General features: G+C 63.9%; 13 protein-coding genes. 1 reads left to right on the forward strand and 12 read right to left on the reverse strand.

The window, feature by feature from the left end; translation table 11 throughout:
• Window positions 1-412: 412 nt before the first annotated feature.
• A complete protein-coding gene (gene recN / locus Q6E04_RS00005) occupies window positions 413-2,059 on the reverse strand; it encodes a DNA repair protein RecN (protein WP_303248795.1) in 1,647 nt (548 codons plus the stop codon).
• Window positions 2,060-2,290: 231 nt separating this feature from the next.
• On the opposite strand from recN, the gene Q6E04_RS00010 reads away from it, so the two are divergent.
• The gene (locus tag Q6E04_RS00010) at window positions 2,291-2,695 is read left to right on the forward strand and encodes a YbaN family protein (protein WP_303248796.1); all 405 of its coding nucleotides are present in this window, start codon (window positions 2,291-2,293) and stop codon (window positions 2,693-2,695) included.
• Window positions 2,696-2,815: 120 nt separating this feature from the next.
• Here Q6E04_RS00010 and accC read toward each other — a convergent pair whose 3' ends face one another.
• The 11 genes from accC to alaS all read right to left on the reverse strand — a co-directional run bounded on the left by accC (window position 2,816) and on the right by alaS (window position 15,806).
• Window positions 2,816-4,165, reverse strand: coding sequence for an acetyl-CoA carboxylase biotin carboxylase subunit (gene accC / locus Q6E04_RS00015; RefSeq protein WP_123197738.1), 1,350 nt, complete (start codon window positions 4,163-4,165; stop codon window positions 2,816-2,818).
• A gap of 3 nt (window positions 4,166-4,168) precedes the next feature.
• Window positions 4,169-6,043 (reverse strand): acetyl-CoA carboxylase biotin carboxyl carrier protein, encoded by a 1,875-nt coding sequence (accB, locus tag Q6E04_RS00020; RefSeq protein WP_303248797.1) that lies wholly within the window; start codon window positions 6,041-6,043, stop codon window positions 4,169-4,171.
• 288 nt (window positions 6,044-6,331) lie between these two features.
• The gene (locus tag Q6E04_RS00025) at window positions 6,332-6,961 is read right to left on the reverse strand and encodes a 4Fe-4S binding protein (RefSeq protein WP_303248798.1); all 630 of its coding nucleotides are present in this window, start codon (window positions 6,959-6,961) and stop codon (window positions 6,332-6,334) included.
• Window positions 6,962-7,187: 226 nt separating this feature from the next.
• Window positions 7,188-7,748 (reverse strand): elongation factor P, encoded by a 561-nt coding sequence (gene efp / locus Q6E04_RS00030; protein ID WP_123197741.1) that lies wholly within the window; start codon window positions 7,746-7,748, stop codon window positions 7,188-7,190.
• A gap of 221 nt (window positions 7,749-7,969) precedes the next feature.
• Complete coding sequence (locus Q6E04_RS00035; protein ID WP_303248799.1) at window positions 7,970-9,070, reverse strand: Xaa-Pro peptidase family protein; 1,101 nt, start codon at window positions 9,068-9,070, stop codon at window positions 7,970-7,972.
• Window positions 9,071-9,168: 98 nt separating this feature from the next.
• Window positions 9,169-9,696: a shikimate kinase gene (locus tag Q6E04_RS00040; RefSeq protein WP_303248934.1), complete on the reverse strand. Its 528-nt coding sequence runs from the start codon at window positions 9,694-9,696 to the stop codon at window positions 9,169-9,171.
• A 5-nt stretch (window positions 9,697-9,701) separates the two neighbouring features.
• Window positions 9,702-10,829, reverse strand: a complete 1,128-nt coding sequence (locus Q6E04_RS00045) for a chorismate synthase (protein WP_303248800.1) — start codon at window positions 10,827-10,829, stop codon at window positions 9,702-9,704.
• A 79-nt stretch (window positions 10,830-10,908) separates the two neighbouring features.
• Entirely contained in the window at window positions 10,909-11,406 is a 498-nt protein-coding gene (locus tag Q6E04_RS00050; protein WP_303248801.1) for a YqeG family HAD IIIA-type phosphatase, read from the reverse strand.
• 8 nt (window positions 11,407-11,414) lie between these two features.
• A complete protein-coding gene (gene mltG, locus Q6E04_RS00055; RefSeq protein ID WP_303248802.1) occupies window positions 11,415-12,596 on the reverse strand; it encodes an endolytic transglycosylase MltG in 1,182 nt (393 codons plus the stop codon).
• A gap of 42 nt (window positions 12,597-12,638) precedes the next feature.
• The gene (gene ruvX, locus Q6E04_RS00060) at window positions 12,639-13,061 is read right to left on the reverse strand and encodes a Holliday junction resolvase RuvX (RefSeq protein ID WP_303248803.1); all 423 of its coding nucleotides are present in this window, start codon (window positions 13,059-13,061) and stop codon (window positions 12,639-12,641) included.
• Window positions 13,062-13,172: 111 nt separating this feature from the next.
• Window positions 13,173-15,806, reverse strand: a complete 2,634-nt coding sequence (alaS, locus tag Q6E04_RS00065; protein ID WP_303248804.1) for an alanine--tRNA ligase — start codon at window positions 15,804-15,806, stop codon at window positions 13,173-13,175.
• Between the last annotated feature and the right edge of the window lie 52 nt (window positions 15,807-15,858).

Raw genomic sequence — 15,858 nt, forward strand, 5'->3', positions numbered from 1 at the left:
TTGTGTGAGGCCCGGCTTCCCTTCCGGGCCTCGACTTTTTTCAGGGGCATTCCACCGCCCGTCGCGATCGAGCCCAGTTGCGCAGTCTATGCCGAACCATAGGAAAAACCTGCGGTTCATCGGGCCTTTCATCGATTCTTTTCCGCTTTGCGACCCTATTGATGACCAGCGGTAACCCAGTCCATCAGACCTCCATAGCCGCGTCATATTTCCTCGAAACCGGGTGCGTATACTGAGTCTTGTAATTCCGAAGGCACCCTCCTTCGAGATCACCTGCTTAATAGCAGCCAAGACGGCTTCGAGCCGTCCATTCCCCTCCTTGTGTGAGGCCCGGCTTCCCCTCCGGGCCTCGATTCGTTTTTAGGACTTTTTCGTTTTACACACCCTTGCATCCGAAGTCGCAGCAAGCCGCCTACGCCTTTTCGCAGCCGCCCGCCTTAACCATAAGGTCGCGCGCATGGGCGAGCGACGCATCGCCCGCATCGCCCGATAGCATACGGGCAACCTCGCGCACGCGGTCCTCCCCTTCGAGCGCAAGCAGTTCCGTTTCGGGCAAGGCGCCGTCGACGGACACCTTCCTCACCATGTAATGGGTTTGTGCGCGCACGGCGACCTGCGCCAGATGCGTTACCACGATCACCTGATGCGTGGCGGCAAGATCGGCCAGAACTTCGGCCAACGAAAGCGCCGCCGTGCCGCCCACCCCCGCGTCGACTTCGTCGAACACGAGGGTCTCTCCCGTGTCGGCCGCACCGAGCGACGCCTTGACTGCCAGCATGACACGGCTCACCTCGCCGCCCGAGGCGATGCGCGCCAACGGACGCGGCGTCATGCCCGCCGCCGCACGGTAGCAGAACTCCATCTTGCACGAACCCCAGCGCGTCCACTTGTCGCGATCGAGCGGCGTGAATTCGCACAACAGCTCGGCCGACCCCATTTCGAGGCGCGCCATATACGCATTCACTTGCTCCGCGAAGCGCGGCGCTGCCGCGCGCCTTGCCTGGTCGAGCACATCGGCCGTTCGGGCAAGCGCATGCTCGGCCTGATCGAGCGCACGCGCGGCCTCTTCGATCCTGCGGTCGGCATCGTCGACCGACGAAACCAGGTCGGCGGCCTTGGCGCGGCGTTCCAGCACGTCCTGCATACGCGGGCCGTACGCGCGCATAAGCCCTTGCATGGCGCCCATGCGTTCCTGCAGGCGCTCGAGAGCCGCAGAGTCTCGGTCGATCGAATCGCGATAGGCGCGTACGTCGCGCGCGGCGTCTTCGACGATGTAGGACGCATCGGTCAAAGCTGCGCACAGGCCATCGAGCGACGAATCCATCGCGCGCATGCTTTCCAACTGCATGAGCGCTTCGTTCAGCGCCGCGATGGCGCCGCGTTCGCCCGCAAGACCGTAGTATGCGGCATCGCCGGCCTGCGCCAACGACTCGGCGTTCTCGACGCGCGGCAGTTCGGTGATGATTTCCTCATATTCCTCTGACGTGGGATTTACTTCGTCTATACGCTGTAAAGTAAAGCGGGCTTCCTCAAGCTGGGCCGAATTGGCTCGGCATGCCTCCCGCACCGCTTCCAATGCGCGGCGGGCCTCCTGAGCGTCGGCGAACGCCGCCTCGTACGCCGCTTTGGCGACGGAGACTTCCTCGCCCGCCCAAGCGTCCAGCATGCCCATATGGTTGGCAGGCTTCAACAACCTCTGCTGCTCGTGCTGGCCGCACAGATCGACCGTTCCGCCCACCAGCGCCGCGAGCTGCTTCACCGTTGCCATAGACCCGTCGAGCGTCGCACGGCTACGGCCGTCGGCGCTTACCTTGCGCACCGCCACATGGCCGTCAGGCGTATCGTCATTCAAAAACACGCGCCCCTCCACCACGGCCGACGCCGCGCCTTCGCGCACCGTGGCCGCATCGGCGCGTTCGCCCACCAGCAGCTTGATAGCCGACAGAAGGGCCGTCTTACCCGAGCCCGATTCGCCCGTGACCACCGTCAAGCCGGCCGCCGGGCAAAACGACGCATCGCGGATCAGCGCGACGTTTTGGACATGAAGTTCATCGAGCATGGCACACCTCGCAATGCGAACCTGCATTCGAAAGAGAACGAATACGAACTGTTGTTCGCTCCATTATGGCACAAGCGCGCTTGTTCGGCAGAGGTTTTCGCTGCAATGCGAACGGTTTCCAAGGTTTGCTCGAATAATGGTTAACCATGGAAAACTTTTTTGCTATCATGACTTGGTTTTCACAGACAAACGACGTCGCCCACCGCTCGATACGCCTTCGAAGGAGCGCCCATGAAACGACCCGTTCTGCTTGCTTGCGCCTGGATATGCTGCGCCGTCGGATTCGTCGGCATGGTGATACCCGTACTTCCCACCACGCCCCTCGTGCTGCTTGCCACGTTCCTGTTCGCGAAAAGCTCGCCACGCTGCCATGCGTGGATCCGCAAAACCCGCATGTACCGCTCGTACGTGGCGCCGTTCAAAGAACAGGGCGGCATTCCGTTCAAGCGCAAGCTGCACATTCTGGGCGTTTCCTTCACCGTAATGGGACTGAGCGCCATTCTTGCCCCCAACCCCGCGGTATGGGCGATTCTGGGAGCTGTGGCGGTGTTTCTGCTATGGCTCATGGCATGGCGCATACCCACCGTAGGCGATATCCCCGCCGCCGCGCCGGTCAAGGCGCGAGAAGACGACTAGCGCCCGAAACAAACGGCCCCCAACGACGAACGGCCGGTTCGGACGATCGCGATCGCTCGCTTTCATCCGAACCGGCCGTTTTCTTATGCCGCTGAACAGTATAAAGACACGCAGGCGAACCTACTCTTCGCCGAACGCCACTTCCAAGAAGTCGGTGCGGGCTTCGCCGCGCTGGAAGATTTCCGCATCAAGCACGCGCTTATGGAACGGAATGGTGGTGGCGATGCCTTCGATCTTGAACTCATCGAGCGCACGCCTGCCGCGCGCCAGCGCCTCGTCGCGATCTTGGCCCCATACGATGAGCTTGGCCACCATGGAGTCGTAGAACGGAGAGATGACCGAACCCGCCGACACGTAAGATTCCACGCGGATGCCCGGGCCGCCCGGCACGTCGAAGCGCGTGATGGTTCCAGGGCACGGACGGAAGCCGTTCGCCGGGTCTTCCGCATTGATGCGGAACTCGATCGCGTGGCCGTTCGGAGAGAACGGGGCACGATCGGCGCAGCTCATAGGCTCGCCCGAAGCGATGCGCAGCTGCTCTTTGATGATGTCGGTGCCGGTGATCTGTTCGGTGACCGGATGCTCGACCTGCACGCGGGTGTTCATTTCCATGAAATAGAACTTGCCGCTTTCATCGAGCAGGAACTCGATGGTGCCGGCGTTGCGGTAGTCGACGGCCTCGACGGCTTTGACGGCGGCTTCGCCCATGGCGGCGCGCAGCTCGTCGTCGAGCGCCGGAGAGGGAGCCTCTTCGAGCAGCTTCTGGTGGCGGCGCTGGATGGAGCAGTCGCGCTCGCACAGGGCCACGTGGTTGCCGAAATCGTCGGCCAGAACCTGGATTTCGATGTGACGCGGGCGAAGCACGAGCTTCTCCAGGTACACGTCGTCGTTGCCGAATGCCGCGGCGGCCTCGGCCTTGGCGGCCGTATAGGCGCTTTCCAGGTCGGCGGGGTCATGCACTTCGCGCATGCCCTTGCCGCCGCCGCCGGCGGAAGCCTTGATCAGCACGGGATAGCCCACCTCGTCGGCGAAGGCGCGGGCGTCTTCGACGCGCTCGACCACGCCGTCGGAGCCGGGAACCGTGGGAACGCCGCAGGCCGTCATGGTCTCGCGCGCGGCGGCCTTGTTGCCCATGCGCTCGATGCACTCGGGAGCAGGGCCGATGAACACGAGGCCGTTATCGGCGCAAGCGCGCGCGAAATCGGCGTTCTCGGCCAAAAAGCCGTAGCCGGGATGCACGGCTTCGCAGCCCGTGGTGACCGCGGCGGCGATGATGTTGGACATCACCAGGTACGACTTGCCCGCAGGAGCGGGACCGATGCACACGGCCTCGTCGGCATAGGCCACAGGCAGAGTGTCTTTGTCGGCCGTGGAATACACCGCGACCGTTTTCACGCCAAGCTCGCGGGCGGCGCGCATGATACGCAGCGCCACCTCTCCGCGATTGGCGACGAGAATCTTGCTAAACACGCCTTATTCCCCCTCGCCCGCATCGGCTGCGCCGTGCGGCTCGATGTAGAACAGCGGGGTGCCGAACTCGACGGCGGTGGCGTCGTCAAGACAGACCTCGCGCACCGTGCCCATCTGGGGCGCGGCGATTTCATTCATAAGCTTCATGGCCTCGACGATGCACAGCGTTTCGCCGGCGGCCACTTCGTCGCCCACCTTGACGAACGCGGGCTCGCCCGGGGCGGGGGCGGCGTAGAAGGTGCCCACCATGGGAGCGGCGACTTCGATCCAGTCGGCCGGACGCGCGGGGGCGGCTGCTGCGGGGGCCGCGGCCGGAGCGGCGGCGGCAGGAGCGACTGCTGCGACTGCGGGAGCGGCGGCGGCAACGGGAGCGGAGCCCGGCATGCGGACGCTGATGCGCATGCCCTCTTCTTCGACGGTGATTTCTCCGACGCCGGATTCTTCGACGACCTTCACCAGCTCGCGAATCTGATTGATGTCCACGTAATCGTCCTCCTTGGTCTGGCTGGACTCGCGTTCCAGCAGGAAATCAACTTGCTCGGTGGCGCGGTGCTTGGAAAGGAAAGTGCGCGCCTCGTTGGGGAACAGGGCGTACATGAGCACGTCTTCTTCGGACGTGGCCAGATCGCCGATTTCGGCCTCGACCTGATCGTAGGTGGTGGTTGCCAACGACGAGGGAGCCACGTCGGGCGGCAGGACCTCGGCGTTGCCGACGACCTTTTTGTAGATTTCGGGAGAGATGGGGCCGGGTGCCTTGCCGTAGAAGCCGCACAGGTAGTCCTTCATCTCCTTGGACACCACGCTCCAGCGCGAGCCCGTGAGCACGTTGAACACGGCCTGGGTACCCACGATCTGGCTCATGGGGGTGACCAGCGGCGGATAGCCCACCTCGGCGCGCACGCGCGGAATCTCGTGCATGACCTCGTCCAGGCGGTCGGTTGCGTTCTGAATTTCGAGCTGCGAGATGAGGTTGCTCATCATGCCGCCCGGAACCTGGTGCGAATACACCTTCATGTGGGTGAGCGAAGACACGCCGCGCTTGTAGTGGCCGCGCTTGCGCACTTCCTCCCAGTAATCGGCGATTTCGAACAGCAGGTCGAGGTCGTAGCCGGTGTCGTAGCGGCTTTCCTGCAGGGCGGCGACGATCGTCTCGACCGCAGGATGGCTGTTGCCGAAGGAAAGCGGAGCGCTCGCGGTGTCCGCGATGGCGGCGCCGGCTTCGGCGGCCTTGATGATGTTCATGGGGGCCATGCCGCCGACGTAGTGGCAGTGCACGTGCACCGGCAGGCCGATTTCGGCGTTGAACGCCTTCACCAGGCGCTCGGTGCGATACGGCGTGAGCATGCCCGCCATGTCCTTGATGGCGATGGAGTCGGCGCCGAGGTCTTTGAGCTTCTGGCCGTATTCCAGATAGCCGTCGAGCGTGTGCACGGGCGACACGGTGTAGGAGATGGCACCCTCGAACCAGCCGCCGCAGGCCTTGATGGCCTCGGCGTTGTCGACCACGTTGCGGATATCGTTGAGCGCGTCGAACACGCGGAACACCTGGATGCCGTTCTTCTTCGCGCAGGCGATGAAGCGGTTCACGATATCTTTCGAGTAGTGCTTGTAGCCCACCAGGTTCTGACCGCGCGAGAGCATGGCCAGATCGGTGTTGGGCATGTGGGCCTTGATCGAGCGCAGGCGCTCCCAAGGGTTCTCGTCCAAGAACCTCAGGCACGTATCGAACGTCGCACCGCCCCAGGCCTCGACCGCCCAATAACCCACCTTGTCCATCTTGGGCAGAATGGGCAGCATGTCGCCGAGCTGCATGCGGGTGGCCCACAGGCTTTGCTGACCGTCACGGATAGTGGTATCCATCAGTTGCAAACCTGGCATGCTTCACCTCTCCATCTTCGAAGCGCCTCTGTCGAAGCGCGTATGTCTTACCGTCTTTGCATTATAGAGATACGAAACGGCGAACGCGCCGCCGTTTCGGTCAGGAGTCACTCTGATGCACTAAAGCAGTGTATCGTTCGCCCCATCCATTGTCGAGATGCCTTTCGGCATGCGGGGCCGCGAGGGACAAGCGTTTCCCGATCGTTGCCGAAAACGCCGTCCTTTCAGGAGAAGAGCCGCCTGCGCAGCCAAGCCGAAACCGCCATCGGCCGAAGGTTTGCGACGCCGCTATTTCACGACGATGATGGCCTCCTGGAAGCACGCGGTGGCGCAGTTGCCGCAGCGCGTGCAGCGGTCCTGGTCGATCACGGCGGGCACCATGCTCACGTCGATGCAGCCCTCGGCGCATTTCGACACACAGGCGCGACAGCCGTCGCATTCGTCGGTGACGATATAGGAGCGCGCCTTCACGCCCGCGTTCATACGCTCTTCGCCGAAACGCACGGGCATGCGACGCGCCTGGCCGTCGCGGCGCTCGACCAGCTCGCCCGAGGCCTGATACAGACGAAACGCGGCGATGTCTCGGCAACCCAAGGCACGCAAGACGGCGCCTGCGTCGGGCGCGTCGGCGAAAGCCAAGACGGCCTCGACCGCAGCCTCTTCGATACGGCCTCGCAACGAGAGCGAAGCGCCTTCGGCATCGAGGGCGCCCTCGATGCCCGTAAGCGCCATGGATTTGCGAGACGCAAGCAGCTTATAGCATTCGTCGTCGCGATCGACCAGCACATATACCCCGTCGCCGTCGGCGCCCGCCATCTCGACCGAGCAGGTCGCAGGCAAACCGGCATCGTCCACCACGGCGGCGCAAGCCACGCGCACGGCGGACGCGATACGCGCAAGATCGTCTATGTATTCCATACGTCTTCCCTTCTCGGACATCCGCCGCGCATATCTTGCAGCAAGCGGCGTGTTGACCGCGCCCCGAACGGACGGCACTGCGGCTTCGAAGCCGCCTTCGTGCCGCAAACGCAGCGATGCCCGCATGACAGCGGGCATCGCGATGATTCGAAACGCGGGAAACGCGCGCCGGCGGCGTTACGTTTCCTGATTCGTGTTCACAATGAAGCGGAGTCGCCGATCGTTACTACACGCGCTTGACGAAACGGCCGTCTCGGGTATCGATCTGCAGGACATCGCCCACGTTGACGAACATGGGGACCTTCACCTCGGCGCCGGTCTCGAGGGTAGCGGGCTTGGAGCCGCCCTGGACGGTGTCGCCCTTGAAGCCGGGGTCGGTCTCGGTGACCTCGAGCTCGACGAACATCTGGGGCTCGCAGCCGATCAGCTCGCCGTCAGCGTACTCGAGGGTGACGGGATCGTTCTCTTTAAGCCACTGAGCGGTGTCGCCCACGTGGTCGACGGGCAGGGAGAACTGCTCGTAGCTGTTGGGGTCCATGAAGTAGAAGTCGGAGCCGTCGTTGTAGAGATAGGTCATCTCGCGCTGCTCGAGGCGAACGGTATCGAACTTCACGCCCGCGTTCACGGTGTCGGAAAGCACGCGGCCGGTCTTGATGTCGCGCAGCTTCATGCGGACGAACGCGCCGCCCTTGCCGGGCTTGACGTGCTGGAACTCGATGATGGTGCACATCTTGTTGTTGTACATGATGCACATGCCGTTCTTGAAATCGGCGGTAGAGATTGCCATTGACCACTCCTTCTGTATGTTCGAACCCGCAGGTCCATTTCCTTCTATCGGTCGGCAGCGCCTGCGTCGGCACGCCGCGGCGAAGCCGCCCGCGCACATTGCCGCATGCCCGCCGCGCGAAGCGGCGCATGGCCGCGGCACGGCCCTGCCTGTATACAGAGGCGATACGCCCCGCATACGGGGGATACGGCGGCGCTGCGCCGCATCCGGAAAAAATGCCGCTATATTATAACCAGTTCATGGGTCGATTTTGTGAAAACCTCGAAACCGTCTTCGGTTATCACGCCGAAATCTTCCAAACGGCAGCCCAGAACGCCGCCCAGATACACGCCTGGCTCCACGGTGACCACGTTGCCCGCCTCGAGCGGCGTCAGGTTGCGCGGCGAAAGGTTGGGCAGCTCGTGGATGTCGATTCCCACGCCGTGACCCAGGCCGTGCCCCATCTTGCCGGCGAAGCCTTCGCGGGCGAGCACCTGTTCGGCCAGCTCGTGGGCCTGCGCGCCCGTGACGCCCGGACGCAGCATGGCCTCGACCGCCTCGTTGGCGGCGCGCACGGCGGCGAACACCCGCCGCGCCTCGTCCGTAGCGCGACCCATGCACACGGTGCGCGTCATATCGGAGCAATAGCCGTTTTTACGCGCGCCGAAATCGAGCACCACCATATCGCCTTCCTCGAGGCGCTTTTCGCCTGGGATGCTATGCGGTGCGGCTCCGTTCGCGCCCGACGCCACGATCGAAGAAAACGCCAGTTCATCGGCGCCCATGCGACGCATGGTCTCTTCCAGCTCGAGCTGCACCTCGCGCTCGGTCATGCCTATGCGCATGAAGCCCGCGATGTGCTCGAACGCGGCATCGGTGATCGTCTGGGCGGCGCGCATGGCGTCTATTTCGGCGGCGTCTTTCACCGCTCGCAGGCGGCGCACGAAATCGCCCGTCTCGCGCGGGGCCTCGACGGACGGGCCGCTGGCGCGAGCAGCGTCAAGCGCCGTCGTCAACGAGCGGTAGGCGGCAAGCGTCATGGAGTCCTCGATGGCGAGCGAGCGGCAGGCGACGCGGGCGGCGACCCAGGCCGCATGCGATCCGCCCGATGCGTCGACCTGCCACGGCGTGCCCGCGGCCGCGTTGCAGGCGGCCTGGTCGTAGCGCGAATCGGTATGCATGGCGGCCTCGTCGGCCGACACGAACAGCGTGTGGGCGGGCTCGTCGTCGAACACGCCTTCGAAGCCCGTGAGCCATTTCACATTGGACAGGTCGGTGCAGAAAAACGATTCGATGCCCGAATCGGCCATGGCCGCACGCATGCGGCGCAGACGGTTTTCCATAACGCGCTTCCTTTCTCGGTTTATCAGGCATGCGACCCTGCGGGCGGCATGAAAAAGCCGCGCACGGTTTATGGCCGAGCGCGGCGGACGACCCGCATCTAGGGCCGGTAGATTCCGGCCTTCTTCAAGACGGCGGTCACTTCGGCGGCCACTTCGGCCGTGCTTTTACCCTGCACGTCGATATGGGCGCGGGCCACTTCGTCGTAGAGCGGCTTGCGCTCGCACCACAGCTTATCGGTGTCGCAGCCGTGCGCCAGAAGCGGGCGCGTCCTCAAGCTGCGCACGCGCGCCAGCGAGCCTTCCTTGGAAGACTCCAACAGCACAGCGAAACCCTGCTCGGCAATAAGCTTGCGGTTGCGCGGAAGGGCCACGATGCCTTCGCCGCACGAAACGACCGCAGGGCCCATGGCGCTGCACTCCGCGAGCGCGACCGCCTCAAGGCGTCGCAGGCCTTTTTCACCGCGCTGCTTGAACAGCTGGTTGGCGTCCTTGCCGTGCTTGCGATGCAAGTAGGCGTCCACATCAATCGAAGCGACGCCCAGGTCACGCGCGAGCCTGCGCGCGACGGTGGTCTTTCCCACCCCCATGAAGCCGACGAGGAAAACGTTTTCGGTCAGGACGGCCATGACGCTCACCGCGCCATCGCGAGCCTGCGGCGATACGCCGCCACGGCATCGTGAATGTCGTCCATGGAATCGCCGCCGAACTTCTGCAGATAGGCATCGGCCAGCACGAATGCAGCCTCCGATTCGGCGACGACCGCCTTCGCGGGAATATCGCAGCATGAAAACGACGTGGGAATGTAAGGCGCCGGCTGAAGCGCGGCCACGTCGAGGGACGCGACGTTGCAGCCGATGCGCTCGCCCGCCGTCACGCTGACGCGCGCCGTGAGCGGCATGCCCGTGGACAGGCCGCCTTCGATGCCTCCCGCCTTGTTGGCGGCGCGCGCAAGACCTTCCCCGGGCGCTGCGACAGGCGTGTCGTGAGCGGCCAGTCCGTCTTGAAGGGCGCGGCTTTCGGCGCCGAATTCGATACCCGTCACGCCGTCTATCGAAAACGCGGCGGCGGCAAGACGTCCCGCCAGGCCCGCACCCGAACGCCGAAGCTCGCCAAGGCCCGGCACCAAGCCGAAAACGCCAAGGCGGAATTCGCCCGGAAGCGTGCGGCCCTGCACCTGGGCGCGTGCTATCTCTATTTCCATGGAAGCCGTGGTCTGCGGCGAAGGACAGCGGCAGCTGGACGATTCGATATCGAGAACCGACGGAGGAACGGGGGCGTCGAACGGATTGGAGCGCAGGCTCGCGTGGCCGATGCGCGTAACGCATGAAAGAATGTCCACGTCGAGCTCGGCCAGAAATTCGCGCACGATGCCCGAAGCCGCGACGCGCATGGCGTCGAGGCGCGCATCGCAGCGCGCGTCGATCACGGACAGGTCGTCGATGCCGTATTTCTGGGAACCCGCAGCCTCGGCGCTTCCCGGGCAGGCGACGCTGCGCGGCGCGAAGCGTCCCTCCATACGCTCGGCATAGGCGCCGTTGGCGAGGGCAAGCAAAATAGGCGCGCCCGTGGTGCAGCCGTCTTTCAAGCCCGAAAGCACGGCGACGGACGGCGTTTCGTCGGTGCGGCCGTTCGCGCGGGCCCATCGCGCCACATCGACGTCGACGGCATCTTCATGCACATGCAGGCCCGCAGGAACGCCTTTGACGATGGCGGCCAGCGTGGCGCTTTGCGGATCTCCGGCTATTTCGTAGTGCATCATGCTCCCAACGTGCTCGTATTTTTCGCACCGATTGTAGCATGCGGGAATCGCCGGCGATTCCGTGCGCGAGAAGTTGCGCCTAACGTTCGGGACGAACGTCTTTCATGAACAGTTTCTCCACATGGCGCAGCATAAGAGTGTGCTTGAGGTCGGCTTCGACCAACGGCTTCACCATGACGACGCGCATACCCATGGCATGCGCGCCCCAGACGTCGGTGATCAGCTGGTCGCCGATGCACAGCGTGGAGCGGCGACGCGCCCCTACCTTCTTCATAGCCGTGAAATACGCGAACGGCAGCGGCTTGACCGCATGCGAGACGATCGGCAGGCCGAGACGTTCGGCCCATTCATGGGCGCCGTGGTGCCAGTTGTTGGTGAGGATGCAAGGGGCGACGCCCGCTTCCTTCAAGCGTTCGAGCCAGCCCTTGATATCGGCGGGAACCTCGTGGGTGTCGCGCGTCAGAAGCGTGTTGTCCAAATCGAGGAAAACATGGGCAAACCCCGCCTCCTTGATGTCGGAGACGGGGTCGAGGGCGGTGACGCGCGTGAGGAATCGGTCAGGCTTGAAGAAGGGCATACTGGTCCTTACAGATGCTCGGCGATGGCCTTCTGATGCTCTTCGTAGGTTTTGCTGAACGCATATTCGACCTGGTTGGCATCATTGGTCCAGAAGATGAAGTAGTAGTAATCGCCGTAGTCGGACGACGGAGCGCACACGGCCTGCAGGCAGTCGATGCTCGGCGAGCAGATCGGCGTGGGCGGCAGGCCCGGGTTGGCATAGGTGCTGTACGGCGTGTCCGCCTGCACTTCGGCGGCGCTGGGATCGTGACCCACTTCGTAGGCCGTGGTGGCGTCGGACTGCAAAAAGCCGTTGGTCTCGGTATTGCGCGAGCTCAGACGGTTGTAGAACACTTCGGCGACCTGCGAGCGGATTTCTTCGTCGCCGGTGGATTCCTTCTCGACGATCGAAGCAAGCGTCACGGCGTCGTAAACGCTCAGGCCGCGGCTTTCGGCGTAGGACCAGTCAAGCGACGCGGTCTCGTTGCCGAACTGCGTGAGCATCATGCGGATGATCGAATCGGCCGTGGCATCGCTTCCCAAGTCATAGGTCTTCGGGAAGAGGAAGCCTTCCAGCGAGACGCCGTCGGGAGCGCTTGCCAAGAACGAGAAGTCGGCGGCATAGGCCTTGGCATCGGAGGCGGCGGACGTGAAGTCGGCGGCGCTCACGCGGCCCTGCGTGGCCTTTTCGACCGCGGCGGCGATATCGGAAAGCTTATAGCCCTCGGGAATGGTGAGCGCGGTGGTGCCCAAATCGCCCGAAGCGACGGCTTTGATCACATCGTCGAGGGTCATGCCTGCGGTGAAGTTGTACGTGCCCGCCTGGAACATGCCGTCCATCTCGAGCGTCTTGGCGCGGGCCAAGAAATCGTCCGCGTTCGGCACGACGCCCGCAGCCACGAGCGCAGCGGCCACGTCGGCCGCCGAAGAGCCTTCGGGAACCACAGCGCGCACGTCGGAGGACACGACCTGTTCGACGCCGATCGATTCGGTGTCGGCCGAGCATCCTTTGGTCATATTGATAACGACCGCAGCCAAGCCGACCACCACGACGGCGGCAAGAACGATCGCCACCACGAAAGGCGCCTTGCTTTTACGGGGACGGATGTGGGACGTGTCGTACGTCCTGAACTGACGCTCGCCCTGGGCATGAACCATGCGGGCTCGATGATTGGGGTGGGAGCTGTACGTAATCTGCTTACGAGGCATTGATGTTCCTTACCTGTTCGGGCGCAGGAAAGCTGCGCCTGCTCAAGACTCGCTACCGTTGCGGGCGTCGAGCCACGACTGCAAGAATAGGCTCGCAGCAATCATGTCTACTTTACCCCGCATGGCGCGCTCGTCCAAACCCTCTTCACGCAAAATGCGTTTCGCTTCGCGCGAACTCATACGCTCGTCGGCGAAATAAAGCGGCAGCGCCCTGGCCTTGGCGATGCGTTCGGCTTTCTCCTTGATGGATGCCGCCTGCGGGCCCTCTTCGCCCGCAAGGGTGAACGGAAGACCGCAGACCAGGCATTCTATTTCCCAATCCTCGACGATACGACGGAATTCCGCGCCGTCGGCGAGCACGTCTTTGGCGGGCAGAACCTTCAAGGGGGTGGCCACCCTGCCCTGCGCGTCGCTGACGGCGAGGCCGATACGCACCTCGCCGATGTCGAGCGCGAGCGTTCTCATGGGATTCCTCCGTTTCAAGAAGATGGGCCCGCGCAAACGCAGGCCCATCGGACACGTCATGTTTCAAGCGAAGACGAAAGCGTCCGGGCGAATGGTGCTCGAAAGCCGCCTTTATGCGCCGAGCTCCTTGCGAGCGGCGTCCAGAGCGGCGTCCATGCCGGATGCGTCCTTGCCGCCGGCCTGGGCCATGGTGGGCTTTCCGCCGCCGCCGCCCTTGATGTTGCCGGCGATCGACTTGATCAACGCGCCGGCGTTGAAGCCTGCAGCCACCGCTTCGTCGGTGCCTGCCGCCATGATGACGGGCTTGTCGTCGTTGACGGTGCCGATCACGCAGGCGCCGGGCTTCGGCATGCGAGAGCGCAGGATATCCCACGCATTGCGCAAGGCGCCGGAATCAAGACCGTCGATGCGGGCGATGACCAGCGGGTATCCCACGTCGACCATGGCCTTGATGTGCTCGGCCACGTTGCCTTCGGCAGCCGCCTTCTTGGCGCGCTTCTGCTCGGCCTCCTGCTCCTTGATGGTGCGGATGTTGGCCGCCGTGCGCTCGGACACATCGAACATCGGAACCTTCAGCTCGGCCGCGGCCTCTTTGAGCTCGTTCTCGATCTTGTTCATATATTCGAGGGCGTCGAAGCTGGTGACGGCCTCGATACGGCGCAGGTTGGCGCCGACGCTTGACTCGGAGACGATCTTCACGAAGCCGATTTCAGCGGTGTTGGCCACATGGCAGCCGCCGCACAGCTCGCGGGAGAACTCGCCGGCCTCGACGACGCGCACGGTGTCGCCGTACTTCTCGCCGAACAGCGCGGTGACGCCCGATTCGCGGGCGGCGTCGAGCGAGGTCTCGTAGATAGCCATGGGGACGGCGCGCATGATGACCTCGTTGGCCACGCGCTCGACCTCGGCGATCTGCTCGGCCGTCATGCCTTCGAAATGCGTGAAGTCGAAGCGCAGACGGTCGGGGCCGACGTAGCTGCCGGCCTGCTTGACGTGCTCGCCGAGAACCTGGCGAAGCGCGGCATGCAGAAGATGCGTGCAGGTGTGGTTGCGGGTGATGCGCTTGCGGCGCAGCTCGTCGACCACGGCGCGCACGGTATCGCCCACGCGCACGGCGCCTTCGGCGACCTTGACCGCATGGCAGACCAGACCCTTCGCGGGAGCCTTGGTGTCGACGACCTCGAGCTTGACGCCTTCGGCCTCGATCGTGCCGGTGTCGCCCACTTCGCCACCCATTTCGGCGTAGAACGGAGTGAGGCTCAGAACGACTTCGCCCTCTTCGCCCTGCTGAAGCGCCTCGACGCGCTCGCCGTCTTTGACGATGGCCTTCACCTCGGCGGTGGCGGTCAGGCGGTCGTAACCCACGAAGCCGGTGGCGCCCAGCTCTTTGAGCAGGTCGTCATGGATGCCGCCGTAGGTGCTCCAAGCGGCCTCGGCGTCGTCCTTGGTGGCGGCGCGGGCGCGCTCGCGCTGCTCGTCCATGCACTTCTCGAAGCCCTCTTTGTCGACCGTGATGCCGGCATCGGCGCAGATTTCCTCGGTGATTTCGACCGGGAAGCCGTAGGTGTCATGCAGCGTGAAGGCGGTGGCGCCATCGAGCACCGCGCCCTCGAGCTTCTCCAGCGCGTCGGCCAGATACGCCTGGCCCTGGCGCAGCGTGACGCCGAAGCGCTCTTCCTCGGAAAGGATGACGCGCTCGACGAGCTCGCGGTTGTCGACGATTTCGGGATACACGTGGCCCATGAGGCGCACGATGGCATCCACGTAGTTGGTCAGGAAGGCGCCCTCGATGCCGAGCTTATGGCCGTGCATGACGGCGCGGCGCAGCAGGCGGCGCAGCACGTAGCCGCGGCCTTCGTTGGAGGGCAGGATGCCGTCGGCGATCATGAAGGTGACGCTGCGGCTATGGTCGGCCACGATGCGCAGGGACAGGTCGTCTGCGGCGTCGTTTTTATACTCTTTGCCGCTCAGACGCTCGCCCACGCCGATGAGGTCGCGCATGACGTCGGTCTCGTAGTTGGACTGCACGCCCTGCATGATGGCGGCCATGCGCTCGAGACCCATGCCGGTATCGATGTTTTTCGTGGGAAGCGGGGCCAGGGTGCCGTCTTCCTGGCCGTCATACTGCGTGAAGACGCAGTTCCAGAACTCGAGGAAGCGGTCGCAGTCGCAGCCGGGAGCACAGTCGGGGCTGCCGCAACCGAAGTCGGGACCCTGGTCGAAATAGATCTCGGAGCAGGGGCCGCAGGGGCCGGTGGGGCCGGCGCGCCAGAAGTTGTCGTCCTCGCCCAGACGGGAGATGTGGTCCTCGGAAACGCCGAGGTTCTTCCAGATCTCGATCGTCTCGTCGTCGTCTTCGAACACGGTGAAGTAGAGCTTTTCCTTGGGAAGCTCGAGGACCTCGGTGGCGAACTCATAGGCCCAGGCGCACATCTCGTCCTTGAAGTACTTGCCGAAGCTGAAGTTGCCCAGCATCTCGAAGAAGCTCAGATGACGGCCCGTGGTGCCGATGATATCGATGTCGTTGGTGCGCACGCACTTCTGCACGGTGGTCGAACCGATGTATGCCGGGTCGAACTCCTTGACATGCAGGAAGTAGGGCTTGAACTGCACCATGCCGGCGCTGGTGAGCAGAAGGCTCGGGTCGTCGGGAATCAGCGACGAGGACGGCATGCGCTTGCAGCCCTTTTCTTCGAAGAACTGAAGATACTTCTCGCGGATTTCCGCAGTGGTCATGTACTTCATCTAGCGGTTCTCACTCTCGTTTTCATGTATCGGCGCCGATGCGCCGCTTTTC

Origin of the sequence: uncultured Slackia sp., from assembly GCF_959608125.1 — a bacterium.
In the GTDB taxonomy this organism is placed as follows: Bacteria; Actinomycetota; Coriobacteriia; order Coriobacteriales; family Eggerthellaceae; genus Slackia.

Excerpts from the sequence above, each read along its gene's own strand:
- recN (WP_303248795.1), bottom strand. The coding sequence starts at position 2,059 with ATGCTCGATGAACTTCATGTCCAAAACGTCGCGCTGATCCGCGATGCG.
- ruvX (WP_303248803.1), bottom strand. The coding sequence starts at position 13,061 with ATGAGAACGCTCGCGCTCGACATCGGCGAGGTGCGTATCGGCCTCGCC.
- mltG (WP_303248802.1), bottom strand. The coding sequence starts at position 12,596 with ATGCCTCGTAAGCAGATTACGTACAGCTCCCACCCCAATCATCGAGCC.
- accB (WP_303248797.1), bottom strand. The coding sequence starts at position 6,043 with ATGCCAGGTTTGCAACTGATGGATACCACTATCCGTGACGGTCAGCAA.
- Q6E04_RS00045 (WP_303248800.1), bottom strand. The coding sequence starts at position 10,829 with ATGATGCACTACGAAATAGCCGGAGATCCGCAAAGCGCCACGCTGGCC.
- Q6E04_RS00050 (WP_303248801.1), bottom strand. The coding sequence starts at position 11,406 with ATGCCCTTCTTCAAGCCTGACCGATTCCTCACGCGCGTCACCGCCCTC.
- Q6E04_RS00010 (WP_303248796.1), top strand. The coding sequence starts at position 2,291 with ATGAAACGACCCGTTCTGCTTGCTTGCGCCTGGATATGCTGCGCCGTC.
- efp (WP_123197741.1), bottom strand. The coding sequence starts at position 7,748 with ATGGCAATCTCTACCGCCGATTTCAAGAACGGCATGTGCATCATGTAC.
- Q6E04_RS00040 (WP_303248934.1), bottom strand. The coding sequence starts at position 9,696 with ATGGCCGTCCTGACCGAAAACGTTTTCCTCGTCGGCTTCATGGGGGTG.
- Q6E04_RS00035 (WP_303248799.1), bottom strand. The coding sequence starts at position 9,070 with ATGGAAAACCGTCTGCGCCGCATGCGTGCGGCCATGGCCGATTCGGGC.
- alaS (WP_303248804.1), bottom strand. The coding sequence starts at position 15,806 with ATGAAGTACATGACCACTGCGGAAATCCGCGAGAAGTATCTTCAGTTC.
- Q6E04_RS00025 (WP_303248798.1), bottom strand. The coding sequence starts at position 6,961 with ATGGAATACATAGACGATCTTGCGCGTATCGCGTCCGCCGTGCGCGTG.